This is a genomic window from Paenibacillus sp. FSL W8-0919 (assembly GCF_038003785.1).
Classification (GTDB): Bacteria; Bacillota; Bacilli; order Paenibacillales; family Paenibacillaceae; genus Paenibacillus_AQ; species Paenibacillus_AQ lactis.
In genome coordinates this window covers 4006076-4024613 of the sequence record NZ_JBBOPV010000001.1, presented here as the reverse complement: position 1 = coordinate 4024613, position 18538 = coordinate 4006076, and the positions used below count along the sequence as shown (strand labels likewise).

15 protein-coding genes are annotated in these 18538 nt (G+C 52.0%); 7 read left to right on the top strand and 8 right to left on the bottom strand.

From position 1 onward, the window contains the following. The first annotated feature begins 140 nt into the window (after positions 1-140). Together NST44_RS18320 and NST44_RS18315 are read left to right on the top strand one after the other, a co-directional pair. Positions 141-1280: a phosphodiester glycosidase family protein gene (locus tag NST44_RS18320; RefSeq protein WP_007130268.1), complete on the top strand. Its 1140-nt coding sequence runs from the start codon at positions 141-143 to the stop codon at positions 1278-1280. 255 nt (positions 1281-1535) lie between these two features. Next, positions 1536-1937 (top strand): Imm7 family immunity protein, encoded by a 402-nt coding sequence (locus tag NST44_RS18315; protein WP_007130269.1) that lies wholly within the window; start codon positions 1536-1538, stop codon positions 1935-1937. A gap of 196 nt (positions 1938-2133) precedes the next feature. Here the strand turns inward: NST44_RS18315 and NST44_RS18310 are convergent, their stop codons facing one another. The 5 genes from NST44_RS18310 to pxpB all read right to left on the bottom strand — a co-directional run bounded on the left by NST44_RS18310 (position 2134) and on the right by pxpB (position 5821). Then, entirely contained in the window at positions 2134-2496 is a 363-nt protein-coding gene (locus tag NST44_RS18310) for an NIPSNAP family protein (RefSeq protein WP_007130270.1), read from the bottom strand. A 106-nt stretch (positions 2497-2602) separates the two neighbouring features. Continuing rightward, positions 2603-3235, bottom strand: a complete 633-nt coding sequence (pcp, locus tag NST44_RS18305; RefSeq protein WP_007130271.1) for a pyroglutamyl-peptidase I — start codon at positions 3233-3235, stop codon at positions 2603-2605. Positions 3236-3342: 107 nt separating this feature from the next. Then, a complete protein-coding gene (locus NST44_RS18300; protein WP_007130272.1) occupies positions 3343-4101 on the bottom strand; it encodes a LamB/YcsF family protein in 759 nt (252 codons plus the stop codon). Continuing rightward, entirely contained in the window at positions 4098-5102 is a 1005-nt protein-coding gene (locus NST44_RS18295; RefSeq protein ID WP_251537558.1) for a 5-oxoprolinase subunit C family protein, read from the bottom strand. The genes NST44_RS18300 and NST44_RS18295 overlap by 4 nt, the downstream gene beginning before the upstream one ends. Next, positions 5093-5821, bottom strand: a complete 729-nt coding sequence (gene pxpB, locus NST44_RS18290; RefSeq protein ID WP_251537559.1) for a 5-oxoprolinase subunit PxpB — start codon at positions 5819-5821, stop codon at positions 5093-5095. The genes NST44_RS18295 and pxpB overlap by 10 nt, the downstream gene beginning before the upstream one ends. A gap of 318 nt (positions 5822-6139) precedes the next feature. On the opposite strand from pxpB, the gene NST44_RS18285 reads away from it, so the two are divergent. Beyond that, a complete protein-coding gene (locus NST44_RS18285; RefSeq protein ID WP_007130275.1) occupies positions 6140-6319 on the top strand; it encodes a hypothetical protein in 180 nt (59 codons plus the stop codon). Between the two features lie 89 nt (positions 6320-6408). Here the strand turns inward: NST44_RS18285 and NST44_RS18280 are convergent, their stop codons facing one another. Continuing rightward, the gene (locus NST44_RS18280) at positions 6409-7140 is read right to left on the bottom strand and encodes a metallophosphoesterase family protein (RefSeq protein ID WP_251537560.1); all 732 of its coding nucleotides are present in this window, start codon (positions 7138-7140) and stop codon (positions 6409-6411) included. Between the two features lie 379 nt (positions 7141-7519). Between NST44_RS18280 and NST44_RS18275 the strand changes: the two genes are divergently transcribed. From NST44_RS18275 to NST44_RS18265, 3 genes are all read left to right on the top strand, one after another. Next, positions 7520-8776 carry an ABC transporter substrate-binding protein gene (locus NST44_RS18275; protein WP_251537562.1) on the top strand — a complete coding sequence of 419 codons (1257 nt, stop codon included), beginning with the start codon at positions 7520-7522 and terminating at the stop codon, positions 8774-8776. Between the two features lie 79 nt (positions 8777-8855). Continuing rightward, the gene (locus NST44_RS18270; protein ID WP_007130278.1) at positions 8856-9818 is read left to right on the top strand and encodes a carbohydrate ABC transporter permease; all 963 of its coding nucleotides are present in this window, start codon (positions 8856-8858) and stop codon (positions 9816-9818) included. Between the two features lie 17 nt (positions 9819-9835). Beyond that, a complete protein-coding gene (locus tag NST44_RS18265) occupies positions 9836-10657 on the top strand; it encodes a carbohydrate ABC transporter permease (protein ID WP_040738704.1) in 822 nt (273 codons plus the stop codon). Between the two features lie 145 nt (positions 10658-10802). On the opposite strand, the gene NST44_RS18260 is transcribed toward NST44_RS18265, so the two are convergent. After that, positions 10803-12404: an MDR family MFS transporter gene (locus tag NST44_RS18260; RefSeq protein ID WP_340900337.1), complete on the bottom strand. Its 1602-nt coding sequence runs from the start codon at positions 12402-12404 to the stop codon at positions 10803-10805. Between the two features lie 180 nt (positions 12405-12584). On the opposite strand from NST44_RS18260, the gene NST44_RS18255 reads away from it, so the two are divergent. Further along, positions 12585-13814, top strand: a complete 1230-nt coding sequence (locus tag NST44_RS18255) for an aminopeptidase (protein ID WP_144868812.1) — start codon at positions 12585-12587, stop codon at positions 13812-13814. Between the two features lie 280 nt (positions 13815-14094). On the opposite strand, the gene NST44_RS18250 is transcribed toward NST44_RS18255, so the two are convergent. After that, the gene (locus tag NST44_RS18250; protein WP_340900336.1) at positions 14095-18015 is read right to left on the bottom strand and encodes a fibronectin type III domain-containing protein; all 3921 of its coding nucleotides are present in this window, start codon (positions 18013-18015) and stop codon (positions 14095-14097) included. Between the last annotated feature and the right edge of the window lie 523 nt (positions 18016-18538).

The following is an 18538-nucleotide window of genomic DNA, read 5'->3' as shown; positions in this document are numbered from 1 at the left end:
TTTACAAATCGGGCGAAGGAACCCGTTTATGGTCCTAATGGTTTCATCCCGGTAAGCCGATATAGTATTGGCACACATGCAGCCGAGTTGAGCTCAAGCCAACCGAAACAGACATAGAGAAAAGGAGTTTAGAAAGAACCATGAAAAGAATCCTCTTACTCGTCATCCTCGCCATGCTTATGGTGGTGACCCCATTGAACGCGGCTTCCGCTCCGAAAATGCTTGCCTATGTTGACAAGAACAACCAGTCCTTTATCCCAGTGTCCCTCCTTAAGACCTTTGAGGGCATTCAAGTGTCCTACACAGCTGCCGAAAAGAAGCTTCGCATAACAAAAGACAATAAGCAGCTTACCCTTTACTTGGGGAGCAGGACCGCGTACATTGACGGCAAAAAAACGCAGATCAAGGCAGCCCCGTTCTCCGAGAACGGCATCACATATGTACCGCTTCAGTTTACCGCTCAGCAATTAGGCCTTGCGTTGAAGTGGGAGCCTAACCGTACAGCCTTGCAGATCAAAGACGGAGCAACATCTGCTTCGAATACACTGCCGGTGATGTCGGGCAAGCTCGTTTCGAATACATTGAAGCCGGTCACTTCGGCGAAGAAAACATTCAAGGTTGGTTCCCGAAGCTTCAGCGCCCAGGTGGTAACCGTCTCCCTTCTGCATCCGAAGGTGGAGCTTGGCGTGGCCCTTGCCGGCAATAAACCCGGCAAAGTCGAGGATTTGCGCAGCCTTGCGAAACGGAATCAAGCGGTTGCCGCCATCAACGGAACCTACTTCGATGCCTATACCGCCGGTGCTTATAAAGCGCCTTACGGCTATCTCGTACATAACGGCGCCATTCTGCACAAGGCCCCAGGCGATAACCGGACGATCTTTACCTACGACCGTAATAATCTGACCCAGATGATTCCGGGTCTGGACTTCAAATCGGAATATGAGCAAGGACAAATGAAAGGGGCTCTTCAAGCGGGCCCCCGGCTGGTGAAGGACGGCAAAGTTTCGCTGAACGTCAAGAAGGAAGGCTTTAAAGATCCGAAGATTCTAACGGGTGGAGGCGCACGAAGCGCACTTGGGATCACGAAGGATCATAAGCTTATTTTGCTGACAACAGGAGGGGCAACCATTCCCCAATTGGCGGAAATCATGAGGCAGGCCGGAGCCTACCAGGCGATGAATCTGGATGGCGGCGCATCCAGCGGGCTGTATTACAACGGCTCTTATCTTACCGCACCCGGCCGTCAGATCAGCAACGCCCTTATCGTAAGGTTGAAATAACGCCCCATAGGGCTATTACGCTTCATTAGGACAAGTGTCGGGCAATGCCCGCACCTAGAGCATTGAACAAGGCTCCTCGAATAACCGGATCACGTTACCGGACCTTCGAAGGAGCCTTTTCTATTCCTGTAGGATTTGTATCCTTCCTGCCTATTTGAGCCGATCTGCTTTCCCTCATGCGTACCGCGAGAAATATGTTTCGACATTAAGAAGGTGGGTGTAAATATATAGGAAAACGATGCGAGGTGAGAAGCAATGTATGAATTTCATGGCTGGATTACCATTCAAGTGACAGCTTCGAAAGCCGAGCAGGAACAACTGGAAGCGATCATTCCGAAAATACAATTAAAGATTACGGAATATGCTTGGGGAAGCGGCCTGCTGTCTCTCAATGCCGCATGCGGATGTTACTATCTGCATGTTGGAGGGTTTACGAAGGAGAAAGGTCCAGAAGCCGATGAAATCTTGTCATTGTACCGTTATATCGGGGAGATTGCCCCTGGATCATACGGACTGCTGTATTCCAGGGATGACGAGAATCAGGAAGGTGAGGACAACGAATTTCGGGTGTTGGTGCTTGCGCGCGGGCAGCTGAAGGAGCAGCGCGATCCTTTCCTCTCTCCTTGCATCCCTGTTATTGAAGACGCATTAAGTTAACCGGCAGGGTAGTACGAGCGCAGCATCCCCTCCTTCCATCTTAACCAAACAAACTTTCATTCATTGTAAACTTCCTAAGCCGATGATCCGGGAGCCTTCGAATTAAGTTTGAACGTAAAAAAGGACCATCAAAAAATGCCGATTAAAGGATGGTCCTTTATTGACTAATACAGTTTTTATGAGCTGAGCAATCTCTTTATTTTGCTGAAAGGATTGTATTTTCGACTGGAACCGTTGATTCGATAAAATCTTCGTCAATGAAATAAAACGCCTTTTTTAGATTCTCTCTGCCTCCCATTTTTTCAAACCACTTCTGTACACGTTCAACGTGCTCGTTATCACTTCTAACATTATTCTCTATTTCTTCGTAAGCTTCGAGACTGTCATATTGCCATATAGCAAAAATCTCCACATTTCCTTCCTTATTCGGGGCCATCCATCTTCCAACTAATCTTGCACCATACTTTAATTGCGTCGTTAATAGAGTGCTGTTAAAATGCTCATTAAACGCCACTGCGATACTTGCGTCAACCATGTACTTTTTTCTTCGGTAAATCATAAGTTTATAGCCTCCGCTTTAATTAATTTTACACACCAGGCAAATTTAATGCATCCATTTCCATCCCCCAGGACAACAACCCAAGCCGGTTCAGAAAAGCTTACGGTTATTCCGTCAGCTCATCGATCGTCGTTCGAACAATGACTTTAAGCGCTCGAAGCATCGTATCTTGGGACAGCGTTGGCAGCCCAGGCTTCTCCAAGGCCATCTCCGTCGATGCCGGAAAATGAACGAAGCCGGCGAGGATTGGCAGCTGCCGCTTCCGGATCTCGTTCAGCACCGCATACATGGTGTTATTACAAATATAAGTGCCTGCCGTATTGGATACGGTTGCCGGAATTCCAGCTTCCTTCATCCGATTCACCATCGCACGGATCGGAAGGGTCGCGAACAGACCGTCCGGGCCCTCCGGATCGATCGGCTCATCCTGCGGCCTCGCCCCCCGGTTGTCCGCGATCACGGATTCGGGCGGCACATCCTTGGTATTTATCGCGATCCGTTCAGGGGTAACCGCGGTTCTTCCTCCCGCCACCCCGCAAGCGATAACTGCGTCCGGTTCAAATGTATGGACCTCCTTCAGCAGGAGCTCGGCGCACTCGTCATAATGAACCGGCAGCAGGACCGTTCGGATTTCCGCATCCGCGAAACTTTCGTTTTTGATATCGTTAATCAGTCTTTCCGTAGGGTTAATGGCGCTTCCGCCAAAGGGCTCGAAGCCTGAAATCAGTATTTTTTTCATTGGTCATATACTCCTGTAATCCATAATGTATATTATCTCACGAGTTCTTCATGATTGAATGGCGTATGATCTACGGTATACCTGTATTGAGGTGTTGGAAGCCTTATTTAAAGGATCGACTGCACTCGCACCCCTTCCGATTCAAGCCGGGTACGCAGGGTACGTGCGAATACCGGCGCATGCGGACTGTCGCCGTGAATGCATATCGTATCGGCGACGATCGGAATGATCTTGCCGGACTGCGACATGACCACGCCCTCCTTGACCATCCGGAGGACTTGCCGGACCGATTGCTCCTCATCCGTAATGAGGGCGCCGGGAAGGCTCCGCGGCGTCAATGTTCCGTCATCCTGATAGGTGCGGTCGGCAAATACTTCGCTTGCCGTTCGAAGCCCCGTCCGCTTGCCGGCATCCACCAGCTCGCTGCCGGCGAGCCCGTATAGGATTAGCCCCGGATCGATTCGATGGACGGCGCAAGCTATAGCCTCGGCTAGGGGGCGTGAAACAGCCGCCATATTATACAAAGCACCATGGGGCTTCACATGATGAAGCTTTCCACCCTCTTGAAGCGTGATAGCCATCAAGGCCCCCATCTGATACGAAACCATATCGTATGCCTCATCCGGCGTAATGTCCATTCTTCTTCTTCCGAAGCCGACCAGATCTGGCAGGCCCGGATGCGCACCGATCGACGTTCCGTGCGCGATCGCTTGGCGTACGGTAAGACGCATGACCGAAGGATCGCCGGCATGAAATCCGCAGGCGATATTGGCCGAGGTGATGCATTTCAGCAGCTCGCTATCCGATCCAAGCCGGTAGGTGCCGAAGCTTTCTCCCATATCGCAGTTAAGATCCACTTGGATCATGGAACCACTCCCTCTATTTTTCGCTTGATCATCTCACGGACGATGGCTAGCTCGCGCTCCCGTTCGTCCCGGAGACGTTCTGCCTCACGGAGCGTAATCTCCCTGAAGCGCAAGGTTCCTCCTGGCTGGAGCTGCGCGACCAGCGGGATATCGACCGAAGCGATCTGCGCGATTTTCGGATAGCCTCCGAGCGTCTGCCGGTCCGCCATGAGGATAATCGGCTGGCCGTCTGCAGGCACCTGAATCGTGCCCAAAGCAACGGCTTCCGACACATATTCCTTAGCCTTAGTCAGCCGCAGATCGGGGCCTTTCAATCGGTACCCCATCCGGTCGGATTCGGGACGGATCCGGAACGGTTGATGGAAGAAGCCATGCCGGCTGACTTCGTCAAAATCCTCATATTGGCGCCCCGGCATGGCCCGGACAGTTACCTCCTGCCCGGTTGCCGGAATCTTCCCCGGCAGCGCAAACCATCGCGGCGCATAGAATGCGCCTGTTATTGTAGAACGGTCAACCGATCGGTTCGAAAGCCGTGACGGGTATGTGGACAAACGGTCGCCTGCATGAAGCGGTCGTCCCTCCCATCCGCCGATGCCGGCCCGCAAAAAGGTGCTGCGGCTGTCCATAACCTTCGGGACGTTAAGCCCTCCCGACACGGCGAGATATGCGCGGCATCCGAAACGGACTTGTTGAAACGTGAGGACACTATCCCTCCGGACATAAACCGGTCGCCACATCGGTACAGGCGTATCCCCGATCCGCGGCGACAAATCCCCGCCCGTAACGGCAATCCATCCGTCCTCCTCCATCCGCAGCGAGAATCCGGACCACGTGATTTCGAGCGCAGCCGCTTCGTCCGGATTGCCTACGAGCCAGTTGGCGACACGATGGGACTCCTTGTCCATAGCACCGGACGTAATGACTCCGTACTTGCCGTAGCCAAACCTTCCAAGATCTTGAACGGTAACCAGCAGCCCCGGCTTCAAGACGGTTAATCGCATAGCTTCACTTCCCTTAGTCGATCATATTCCGCCCGGTCAATCGGCCGAAAACGAATGTACTGCCCGCCCTGCAGCAAAGTCGGAGGCTGCCGGTCTGGTCTGAACAGGGCAAGCGGGGTACGGCCGATAATTTGCCAGCCTCCCGGCGTTTCGATCGGGTAAATGCCTGTCTGCGTGCCCGCGATCCCAACAGAGCCAGCCGGGATACGCGGTCTGGGCGTCTGTTTTCGGGGAGCGGCAATACGCTCTGGAACACCACCGATATAAGGAAAACCGGGCGCGAATCCGATCGCATAAACCAAGTAATCTTGCCCCGAATGCAGACGGATGACCTCATCGGCCGTTATTCCGTTATGCTCCGCCACGATCTCCAGATCCGGTCCATAATCACCGCCATAACAGACTGGAATATCCACTACCTCCTGGATGGAACGCGGCTTCCCATCTTCTTCATCCGCTTTAAATCGTTCTTGCAGCAAGGAGCACACATAGTCGAATGTGGAACTCGAATCATCCGGTTTCTGAACCGTCAAGGGGTCGTAATAAATGCTTAAGGTGGTAAAGGAAGGCACGCACTCTATAAACCCCCGAAAAGGATTCCGTTCCACCCGCTGCGTAAAGTCAACGACCCGCTGATGGACCGCATCGGTGATCCCATCGCCTAACTGGACAAGAACGGCAGCATCCCCGAGCGGGTGCATCGAGTAGGACTTGCTCATCTTCTCATTACTCCATTCCATATGTACTGCCTTACGTACGCTTGCAAAAGCTAAGAATACTCCTATGATAGCAGATAAACCGCTGCCCGTTGAGCTTGAATTCTGCATCCAATATGAAATTACGAATGTTCTTCGCTACTTACGAAAAGAACAGCGCCTGAAATGATGATCAAAGCGGTTTCAACCTACCCCAAGTACATTTTTCGTTAATGTCCCCGGGTCGTGATTCGGTAAGGGTAAGAAACATGTGGTAATTTTGGTATAATTTCATCCCAGCATTGGAATCCTACATTTGTCCACGATAAAGGAGGTGCCACAATGAGCGAAACAAACCACAATGGCAATCAGCCGACTAAAGCCGAAGTACAGCGTACGGAGCTGAACAAAATGCCGGTTCCGGGTGATTTTGAAACCGGGATTTCCGAAGAGGAAGTTACCGAAGCATTCAATCAGCAGCAACAGCCAAGCGCCGGTCAGCAATCCGACAATCAATCATAATAGAAAAGCCTGAAACAGCCCCGCACCGGATTTTTGCATCATCGCGAAAATCGGTGCGGGGCTGCTTGTATTTTTTCGATTCGCTCGCCTTAAGATTTGCGGCCCTGATAACGACCGGTTCGAAGCTCAATAATATACCCTTCCGGGGAAGGCATGCCCGATTGCAGCGCATCCTGCACTGCCTGTTCTATATCATACGGAACACGTATGAACTGAATGTTTAACGGAGCACGGTCTTCGCTCCCAAGCTCTCCTTCCATAATACAATAGGAGGCTTCGCATAGCTCAAGTGGGTTGCCGACGCTGCCGGTATTAAACAGGATCTTCCCATCCAGGTGGTGAATAAACGCGTTGTGGATGTCACCATAACCGGCGACGTCGGACTCTTCCCGGGTTTCACACAAATCCGAGGCCTCAAACATCGATAACTGCTTCCCCTTATCGTCCCAGGGTTGTATCCGCTCATATACACTTCGAGGGGAGGCATGAAACAGCCGGATCCGTTTGCCGCTCATTTTGAATTCAATGGTGCACGCAAGTCTGCTTAAGTACTGGAGCCGCTCGGCCCCCAGCTTGTTCTGATGCCATTGCAGCACCGGATTGTCCGTTTCATTCCCGATAAAGTCGTCCCAGTTGCCCTTAATCACCCGATCGCAACGGCTCCGTATCAGATCGACCGCTATATCCCCGTCCGGGCCTTTGCCGACGAGGTCGCCGAGACAGAAGATCCGGTCCACTCCCCGCCGGTCCATATCGTTCAGAACGGCCCGAAGTGCAGGAATGTTGCCATGAATGTCGGATATAACCGCAATAGTCGCCATAGTTCTAGCCCCCTAGTAAAGTAACTCGAAACACACAACCAGCAATCGCTCATGCGCTGTTGCTCTATGTAGAAGGAATATAACAAACTTGCCAAGCAGGAGCAATAGAAATGAAGTCTTATGAACCTTCGCCGCAGCAGCTCACCCTATAATCATACGTTTAAGGGTTGCTGCGTCTTGCGAATTAGCATAACGTTTCACCTGCTTCATGGACTCCTTTATCTTCTCTAAATCAATTCGTTTTATGTCTCCATATGGAATGTTTCAAGGGTTCGTCTACTATTTATATAAGTAATAACCTTACTTTTGCTCACATGAGCGAGGTAGCTGAATACTATTTAATCATCAACGACTTCACCGCGTTAGGAGGCCGACGATCGTGAACATTCGCAGGACGGTAAGCTTAGGACTACTCATGCTGATCATGGTGATCAGCGGTTGCGCCGGTACGACACCGACGGAGAAAACGAAAACGCTTACGCTCTGGTACTGGAACCGAAGCCTGGACGACGACCTGTTCAAAGCAGCAGAGCAGCAATTTCCCGGCATCCGAATCGATGCCCAAAAAATCGGAGGCGATTTCAAATCCAAGCTCAAAACAACGCTCGCTGCCGGTTCGGGAGGACCGGACATTGTCGCCTTTAATGACTGGGTTGCCGAGCTGTTTACAAGCTCCGACCGCTTCTATGACTTGTATGATCTGGGAGCGCAGCAAATCGAGCAGGACTTCCTGGAATGGAAGTGGAGGCTCGGCGTAACTCCAGAAGGAGAAATGATAGCGCTTCCGATTGACACGGGGCCGACAGCGCTATTCTACCGTGCGGATCTGTTCGAGGAGGCAGGCCTCCCATCCGATCCGGATGAGGTCCATGAGCAGCTGGCGACCTGGGATCAGTATTTCGAGGCCGGGCAGAAGCTGCAGGAGCATTTTGATAATAAAGTAAAAATGCTGGATAACATCAATAACATCTATAACCAAGTAAACGCCCAGTCGGACCGGATCTATTTTAATCCTGATGATACGTTTATCGGGGATACAGCCGATTCCTCCATGAAAACGGCATGGGATTTGGCGGTGAAAGCGGCTGAGATGAAGCTGAGCGCCAATGCCAGCACCCAGTCCTCCGAATGGAATGCCGCGATGAATAACGGGCGGATCGCTTCCTTTGTCGGGGCGGTATGGATGAAAGAAATCCTGATGCAGGCTGCTCCGGATACGTCGGGCAAATGGAGAGTTGCCCGGGCGCCGGGCGGCGACGGCAACAACGGGGGCTCCTTCCTGGCGATCATGAAGACGAGCAAATATCCGCAGGAAGCGTTTGATGTCATCCGCTGGATTCAAAATCCGGAGAACCAGATTCAATCCTTCGATAAGATGAATCTGTTCCCTTCCGCTACGAAGGCGCTGGACGCCCCTGTGATGAGCAAGCCGGAGGCGTTTTTCGGGAACCAGGCGACGGGTGAAATCTTCTCCGCCTCGGCGATGAACGTCAAGCCAGCCTATTTCGGCGGTAAACACGGCAATCTGAACGGCATTGTCAGCCGGGAGCTTTCCTCCGTCGCCTTGGAAGGCAAGAACCCGGATAAAGCCTGGAACGACGCGCTCGCGCGGGTCAAGAAGGAGCTTCTGCGCTGATGGCCCCGATACGTAAAGAATCGCCACGGCTGCACCGCGGACACGCATATCCCATCGGATTACGGGAGGTAAACACAAGATGAAGAATTCCATGCTGAATCACCCTGCTCCTCCGGAACAAAAAGCTGTTCCTAGTCATCCCCGGCCCAAGCATCGGTTGACGTCTGAGATATGGAAGCATCGTAAGGAGTACTTGGCCATCTCGCCCTTTTTCATCGTATTTGCCATCTTCGGTCTGTTCCCGATCGCCTTCTCGATGTTCCTGTCGTTTCAGAAATGGGACGGCATCGGAGAAATGACCTTTAACGGCCTGAATAACTATCAATTCATGCTGACCGATCCCGAGTTCTGGAAAGCAGTCGGAAACACCCTGCTGATCTGGGTCTACTCGACGATCCCGATGCTGTTCTTCGCGCTGATCATCGCTTTCCTGCTGAACGCAGCGTTTGTGCGCTTTCGGACTTTTTTTCGAATCGGCTATTTTCTTCCCAATGTCACCTCGCTCGTTGCCGTCGCCATCGTCTTCGGAACGCTGTTCTCCAACAATTATGGTCTGCTTAACTACGTGCTATCCCTTTTTGGCATTCCTTCCGTCGAGTGGCTGAACAAAACATGGGGAATCCAGCTTGCCGTCTCCGTTATGGTGATCTGGAGATGGGTAGGCTACAACGCCATCATCTATTTGGCAGGGCTGCAGAGCATCCCGTCCGTGCTGTACGAAGCCGCAAAAATCGACGGCGCTTCGGGAATCCAGGCCTTCTTCAAAATTACCATCCCGAACCTCAGGCCGATCATTCTGTTTACGGTTATCACTTCGACGATCGGCGGCATGCAGGTCTTTACCGAACCGCAGGTGCTTGTAGGCAATGACGGCGGTGTCAGCGGCGGCGGGCTCACCATCGTCCTGTATTTGTACCGGGAGGCATTCGTGCACAACTACTTCGGGTATGGCGCTGCTGTCGGCTGGGGAATGTTCGTGCTGATTGCGCTCTTCTCGATCCTGAACTGGCGAATGGTTCAAGGCAAGCCTTCCAATGACTGATGATAGGGGTGAATCTCATGCTGAAATGGAAATCCATATTGCTGCATCTCGGGTTAATCGCCGGTTTGATCATGTCAATCTTCCCCTTCTATTGGCTTCTCGTCATGGCGACACGCACCACTTCGGAAATCTACAGCTTTCCGCCGAAACTGTGGTTCGGCCCTCATCTTTACGATAATATCGCAAGAGTTCTGAGCAGCATCGACTTTTTCGGAGCCTTCTGGAATACCTTGTTCGTCGCTTCCGCTTGCACGCTGCTGGTGCTGTTCTTTGATTCACTCGCCGGCTTTACCTTCGCAAAATTTAATTTTCCCGGCAAAAAATGGCTGTTCGTCCTGCTCCTCGCAACCATGATGGTTCCGGCTCAGCTGTCGCTCGTGCCGTCCTTTGTCATCATGGCGGAATTCGGCTGGGTGGGAACTTATAAAGCGCTGATCATCCCGGGCATGGTCAATGCGTTCGGGATTTTCTGGATTCGGCAGTATGCCCAGGAGTCCGTGCCGTCCGAGCTGCTGGACGCCGGAAAAATCGATGGCTGCGGCTTTTTCCGCCTCTACTGGAATATTTCGCTCCCGATATTAAGGCCGGCATTGTCATTCTTGGCTGCCTTTACGTTCATCGGGGTTTGGAACGACTATCTGTGGCCGCTCATCATCCTGAACGATGAGAACAAGTTCACGCTTCAGGTGGCGCTCTCTTCCTTGAACGGCATCTATACCACCGACTATTCCATGGTGATCGCCGGTACGCTGCTCGCGGTCATTCCGCTCATCGTGATGTTTCTGTTCATCAGCAAGCAGTTTATTTCGGATATTGCCGCCGGGGCAATTAAGAGCTGACCCTATATTAAAAAAAGACTGCCCGGCAGGATCACAGATCCGGCGGGCAGTCTTCGTTATAACTGAAAGACGTTTACATTCAGCTGTATTCGTTAAATATATAAGTTGAACAAATGGATGGATGTCAACTCATATATTTATTCCGTTAATGTGTGGCTTCAGGCACGGGGCCTCCTAACATTCGATCGGAATCCTCGGCAGCCCCCTTCTCCTTTCCAGGGTAAACCTCCGTCTCATCTTTAACCTCGGCTGTTGCATCCAGCTTCTTCGGTCCCATCAGCATCGCTGCAGTCAGCGCCAGCACGGCAGGAATGATCGCCCAGGCGAATGTGGCGGCGATGGAGGAAGCGAGCTGTTCCGAAATGGGCTTCAGCAGATCCGTCGGGATGAGGGTGCGGGTATCCGGCGAAAGGAGGACATGCGGGTCCGAGAGCGATAACCCTTCCTTCAGCAGATCCTTGGTTCCTTCCCCGGTTGTCAGCGACTGCTGAAACGTCCTGCTCTGGATCAGGCCAAATACCGTAATGCCAATCGTCATTCCGACGGAGCGCGTAAAATTAAAGGTTGAGCTTGCCATCCCGCGCTTGGTATAAGACAAACCGTGCATCACGGCCGTACTAAGCACCGAGAATGAGCCGCCGATGCCAAGACCGATCAGGATCATATACAAGGTAACGATGAATCTGTCGGATTCCGCCGTCAACGTGGAAGCCAGCACCATCCCGCCCGCAAACAACACAAGGGTCGGAATCATAATGTTGCGATAGGGTACCTTGGTCATCAGAAAACCGCTAACGGTCGCGGTAATGACGGAGCCGAGCATCATCGGAAGCAGAACGAGTCCGGAGCTCGTGGCGCTTCCGCCGAGCACGCCTTGCACAAATATCGGGATATAAACCGATGCCACGATAAATGAGCCCCCACTGAACAATCCGCATAGTACGCTGGTCGAATACAGTTTATTTTTGAACAAGCCGAATGAAATGATCGGTTCCTTCGCCCTTCTCTCCGCCAATATGAAGAGGACGAGCATTACCGCCGCTGCCGCAAACAAGCCTAGCAGCATCCACGAATCCCACGCCAGCTCCTTGCCTCCCAGCTCCAGCGCAAGCATGAAACAGATGACACCCGTCAGCAGGGTAACAGCGCCAGCCCAATCAATCGGCTGCTTGGAACGGGCATGCGATTCCCGGTAGAACCCGGTGACCATGAGGAACGCAAGAACGCCCAGGGGCAGATTAATATAAAAGACCCACTGCCAAGCGATGTGATCCGTGATATAAGCGCCTGCAAGCGGTCCGAAAATGCTGGATAAACCAAACACCGTACCGAACAGCCCCATCAGCTTGCCCCGCTTCTCAAGCGGAACCGTATCATACATGATCGCGAACGTAATCGGCACTAGCGCACCGCCGCCAATGCCTTGAACGGCCCGGTAAATCGCCAGCTCCGTGATCGAACCCGCCGTGCCGCAAAGGACCGAGCCCAGCATGAACACGATCATCCCGAAGATAAAAAACCTTTTGCGTCCATACATATCCGACAGCTTGCCGAAGATCGGCATGCCGGCCAGTTCTGCCACCATGTAAGCCGAGGTGACCCATACAAAATGATCCAGCCCGCCCAGCTCACCGACGATATTGCCCATCGCTGTAGCCACGATCGTATTGTCCATCGACGCCATCAAAATACTGAGGAGAAGACCGGCAAGCACCACGGATAGCCGGCTGGTTTGTTCTTTTTTCACTTCTCATACACTCCTTCTCGAATAAGCTTCAACTTTTACTAAGGACAGTGTACAGGGGGATATATGACAGGTGAGTGTCACACTTTATCAAGATGATTATAAGTTGGGATGTGAACGGTGCTAGCGTTCGCCGCATCGTGGTAGAATAAGAGTGCACATCAGAAATGGAGGCTTCTACATATGGACAATTTCGAGAAAAATTTGGAGAAGTACGCGGAACTGGTCGTGAAGGTTGGCGTTAACATACAGCCCGGCCAGGTTCTGATCGTCAACGCACCAATTGAAACGGCAGACTTGACCCGGCTTATCGTTGCCAAGGCCTATGATGCCGGCGCCAAGTACGTGCAGGTCGACTGGGACGACGAGAGGGTCACCCGAATCCGGTACGAGCATGCACCGGCCGATTCCTTCGGGTACTATCCGCAGTGGCAGGCTGACGCGATGGAGCAGCTCGCAGCAGGCGGCGGCGCGATTCTTCGCATCAAGGTGCCGGATCCTGAGCTGTTCCGGGGCATCGACTCCGTCAAAGTATCCACTGCCGTCAAAGCCGCAGCGGTGGCGAACGAGAAATACCAGGCCTACGTCCGGAATAACAAAATCAGCTGGTCCCTGATTAAAGCGCCGACCCGCGCCTGGGCCGATAAGGTATACGCCGATCTGCCGGAGGAAGAGCGCATCCCGGCGATGTGGGATGCCGTATTCCGGATGAACCGGGTATACAGCGACAATCCGGTTGCCGCATGGCGCGAGCATATCGCGCAGCTGAAGGAGAAGCAGAACCACATGAATGCCAAGCGCTATAAGAGCTTCCACTACCGCGCTCCGGGCACGGATCTTCAGATCGATATGCCGGAAGGCTATCGCTGGCTCGGCGGCGGCGACGAGAATGAGTCCGGCGTCTATTTCGTTGCCAACATGCCGACCGAAGAGATCTATACGATGCCCCATCGCACCGGGGTCAATGGAACGGTCACCAGCACCATGCCGCTCAATCTGAACGGCCGTCTGGTAGAAGGCTTGAAGCTGACCTTCAAGGACGGCAAAGTGGTCGAGTATGATGCTGAAGCCGGCCGCGAACATCTGACCACCTTGCTCGAAACGGATGACGGGGCCTCCTATTTAGGCGAAATGGCGCTCGTCCCGCATGATTCTCCGATCTCTAAGCTGAACCGCGTGTTCTACAACACCGGAATCGATGAAAATGCTTCCTGCCACTTTGCACTGGGCAGCGCCTATCCGGTTAACATCGAAGGCGGAACCAAGCTGAGCAAGGAGGAGCTTGTTGCGCGCGGAGCCAATGTCAGCCTAACCCATGTGGACTTCATGGTCGGATCCGCGGAGCTCGATATTGACGGCGTGCTCGAAGACGGCACGATTGAGCCGGTCTTCCGCGGCGGCCGCTGGGTGTAAACTGCAATAACCAGAAATCGACAACATGTTTGAAGCGAATCTCAGTACTTCGCACAGTAAGCATTATGTGTTATGAATTCGTTCGATTGCCTGAACAAAAATAAGGCCCTGTAATTTTAATATTACAGGGCCTTGATTTATGCCACGTTTTACAATCCGCCACCGGATTATCGGATATTGGGGGTTCCGGCGCTATGCTGTGCCGAACAGCGCATGAATCGCATTTAGTGCTGTACGATCCCTAGAATCGGTTGCACCTGCCGGGGAAGACATCTTTTTATTAAATAGACGAACTTCCTTCTCCAACAGCTGCTCCCTCTTCCAAGTGAGTTTCGGTTCCCTCCTCAAGCCCGGTTTCTGCTTCCGCTTCCGTTCCCTCTTCAGCCTCGGCTCCTGCCCCCGCTTCAGCTCCCTTTTCAGCCTCGGCACCTGCTTCAGCTGCTGTCTTAACGGTTAACGGCTCACTCGGCTGTGATTCGATATCCTCGGCATTCACTGCCGTGACGGTAAATTTATACGCCGTTTCCGGAGCAAGTCCGGTTATCTCATATACGCTGTCGGTAACAGTAGCCTTTCGTTCGCCGTCCATGTATACATGATATCGGATGGTCTCATCTTCCGCGCCTTTTACCGGCTCCCATTCAAGCTGAACCGAGGAAGTGGTCACCTTCTGCGCTTTAAGCTTGGATGGAGCGGCAAGCTTGGACGACTCACCGGTAGTTGTAAACGTCCAAACGTCGGAAACGGCTCTGCCGCCAAACTCGTCTTCGGCCACGACATACCAAGAGTACGTTCCATTCGCTTCAAGCCCTTCCCAGCTCTGTGCGACTTCCGCACCGCTTGCAGCCTTTTGAGGCGTGCCGATCGCAGTCCCCTTCAAATGATTCACTTGAATGGAGTCCGTAGCAACACGCTTCAGTTTCGGCTCAAGATCCAGATCAATCGTGAATTCGTCAATGCCCGGCTTCGTATAGTAGTTATACTTATCCAGGTATGGCGAATACGTGTTCACGATGATTCGATCGCCTTCGGTATCAAAGTGCAGCAATCGCAAGTAACCCATTCCGCCCTCGGCGTGTCCTTGATAATCCGCAAGCATTTGATAGACTGTACGATCCGGCGTGCCGTCGCCATTATCGTCCAATTCGCTTTTGAGCATATTCGCGCCCGTGTAGTGTCCGCTCAAGACGGCAACGACATTCGGGTTTGGTACAACGACTTCTTCATACAGCTTGTTGCCTACGGCCGAGCGTGTACCGTTCGACAGCAGGTAATCGTGGAAGTTGAGGAATGCGATGCGATCCGGATACTCGGCCAGCACCTCATTCATCCATGCAATATCCTCATCTTCGATGCCCCAGCCCATATACATCATGATGAAGTCGTTGCCTTCAACGGAGATAAGATCATAATGACCGCGGTTGTCCTTATAGGAGCCGCCATAGTATGGCTGATCCTTATAGCGGTTCTCTCCGAAATATCGGCTGTATGTCGTATAATCCCAATCATAGCTGCCGACATCATGATTACCAGCCAGGACGCCGTGCGGCAGATCCGCCTGTTCCAGCATGCTCATGTATCCGTCGGCACGCTCCCATTGATACTGGGCAGACGGATCATTCACGATATCGCCGGTGTGGAACAAATATTTCATATTCATCTCATCGATATTATTTACGATCCAATCGAACTGCTGCTGCTGAATATGCGGATACAGCTCGGTCAGGAATTGCGTGTCGGACACCCATACGAAGGTATAGTCATAATCGCCGCGGGATGGGATTTCGTCCTGAACGATGATGTCCGCCTTATTATCCCTAATGTATTCCGAGGCCGCCAGTTCCCCGCGAAGGGTAAAGTCATCCTCCGAAGCCGCGATATGCTTCGTAATTTCCGTCCACTTGCCGGCAGCATGGTTCCAGGCATACATCGTCACCTTCCGGCCGGCAACCGTATGCCCTTCCCACACCACCTCTACCTGATCGCCAGGTTCAACCGCATGCTCCAGCTCTACATTAAATCTTAAGTATGGAAACTTGGACGTCGAATCCAACGTAACATACTCGTCATTGGATTTCGAAATCCGCTCAAGCTCTTCCTGGCTTAGCGCTTCCTCGCCTTCCGGATGCCGAACCTTCGGCGGCTCCTCATCGCTGGCATGCTTGGATACGGTAACCCGTCCTTCACTGAGCGAGTCGTAACGGTAAGCCTGGTGGAAAGATACTTTGAGCTCATCATCTGTCGGGTCACTTACCTGAACCTTTAACTCCGGCTGTAATCCGTCAACAGTCTCCCCATCTGCAGGAGACACGGGAACAGGCGCGTTAGGGTGCTCCTGCGGCGTATGGAAGGTGACGGTCTGTTCCGAACGATTGCCGGCCTTATCGGCTGCAGCAACGACCAGCTGATGTGCTCCCGGTTGTAATGCTGCGGAAGAGGTAGCATAAGGAACATCAATCGGTTGACCGTCCAGCTTGGCCTGCAGCGTATCAATTCCGGATACACTGTCACTCGCGGTCACATCGATGGTGAAGCTTCCTTTGTACTCCTTGCCTTCTTCAACACTCGGAAGAATGCTTGGCCCTGCATTGTCCACCAGCACTGTTGCTGTTGCGGTTTTCTTTTTGGCTTTCAGCATGACGTTGTGGGGTCCGTCCGCTGCCTGTGTCGTATCCCAAGCATACGATACTGCGGTTAATCGGTCTGCCGGAATATCGAAGGTGAAATCGACATAAGGCAGAAACCGGCCGTCATCACCCAGATCATGCACAAGAGCCGGGTCGCTGTAGTTCGGGTCACGAAGCTCCGTTCCATCGCTCAGCAGGAGCCGGACATTGCGGGCGTTAAAATCGTCCATGTTGCCTGTCGGCTTATCGTCCTCGAAATATGTCTTGTCATTATCCCCCGCTCTGAGGGTGATGGTTTGGAGGCCGCTGGACAGCCGCTCCGGCTCAATCGGTACAACGATCGTCTGGTAGCCATCCATATCGGGCTCGGTCCGGTGCAGCACATCCTTGCCGATCGTTACCGTGTTGACGCCATCGTCGATACCGTCGCCCTCAAAGACAAAATATGCGGGGAACTCCATAGCCGGTGCGCCCTGCACCAGCTTCCCGTCGATATAGAGCTCGAGCTCTTGTGCCGGCACCCGATCCGACGATCCGCGGATATAGGCCGTTCCGCCAAGCAACTCATTATCTTTTACGTTCAGTCGCTCTTTTGCAGAGCTGCCTGTCAGATCAACCTTATACATCCTGCTGTTCTGTTCTTTATACGAGTCGGACACCGTAAAGAAATACTCCAGCTTGTGATGTCCCAGCAGCTCAAGGAACGAAATGGTATACCGGTAACCTTGTTCGCTTTCTTGAAGCTGCACGACCTTGACTTCCTCTTCCCCGTCTACCCGATACGAAAGCGCTAATGTAGTTATCGGGTAATCACTGCTAAGCTCCGCGGCAATGTCCACGTCTTCCCCCGGCGAAACGACGCTTGTCTCCGTACGATTCACGACGGAAGGAAGCTTGGAATTTTGAACATGCACCGGCTCCGAAGGAACGATGGAATGCTGCAAACTGCCTGGCGTCGCTTTGTGCTCACGATAGGAGATGCGCTGCATCTTGATGCTGCCGTCCTCGGGGTATTTATAAAAGATGCCGAGGTCCTCTTCATTCTGAACTTCTCCGTCATTATAGAATGCAGACACCACCGGACGGCCGGTGTTCGTGACAACGACCAGCTCCCTCATACGGGAGTTGGACATGCCTCCGGAGAATATTTTAACGATATCGGTATTTTCCGTCAGATTTGTGCCGTAATTTCGATTAAAATCGTCGACCGTTGCTTGATTGTTCTGACCGTTGATGATCCAGAAGACGAGCGTGCCTCCAGGCTCAATCATTACCTCATCGGGAACATGCGCCCAAAGGGTATCACTCTCTAAGTAGCGGTACCGAAGCTTGTAATGACTGAAATCGATCACTTGATCCGTGTTGTTGTATAATTCGATAAACTCGTAGCCGTCCGCCGTACCTACATTTGTCGAATCCGGCACGAGCTCCGTGATTAACAGCACCGGCATCCCGCTTGATGGTTGGCCCGGTCTGGCCGAAGCTTGTCCGTAGCCTGAAGCAAACCATCCTGACATCACCAAACTTACGATCAAGAGACATGACAACCAACGATTCCTAACGATCTTTGACATGGAAAACCTCCTAAAATGATGTAGTGAACAATCAATTCAGTTTCCCAATTCTCCAGGTCTCCATGGGATCTCCAAATTTTTAAAGCGCTTACACAATGATTCCCTCGCTTATCACGTGGATTGGATTTGACCGGTTGTTCGCCCGCTTATCAAATCCTAGGCATATCTGAAATTCATCACCTCCCAGATTCATAATTGCATATTTCAGCGTCTATTTAAACAACTTTATGTAAATTTTGATAAATGATCAGAAAGTCTCAGTAACCAACGAAATTACTAGTTCTTTTGAACAGGACATCTTCGGATTTCTTCCGGTGATTCCGTGCATAAAAGTCTACTTGATGTGCGTAGCGTATTTGCTTTCGTATTATTACATTTATAGTTTTTCCGACTACTGTTAAGGGAGTGTTAAAGTATTTCTCGCGTTATATCGAAATTGTCTCATGCTAAATACATAAATTTCCCAAAGCTGCCTAACTATTGATCTGGTTTAGGTGTTTATATTTATAACTTAATTCCAAAA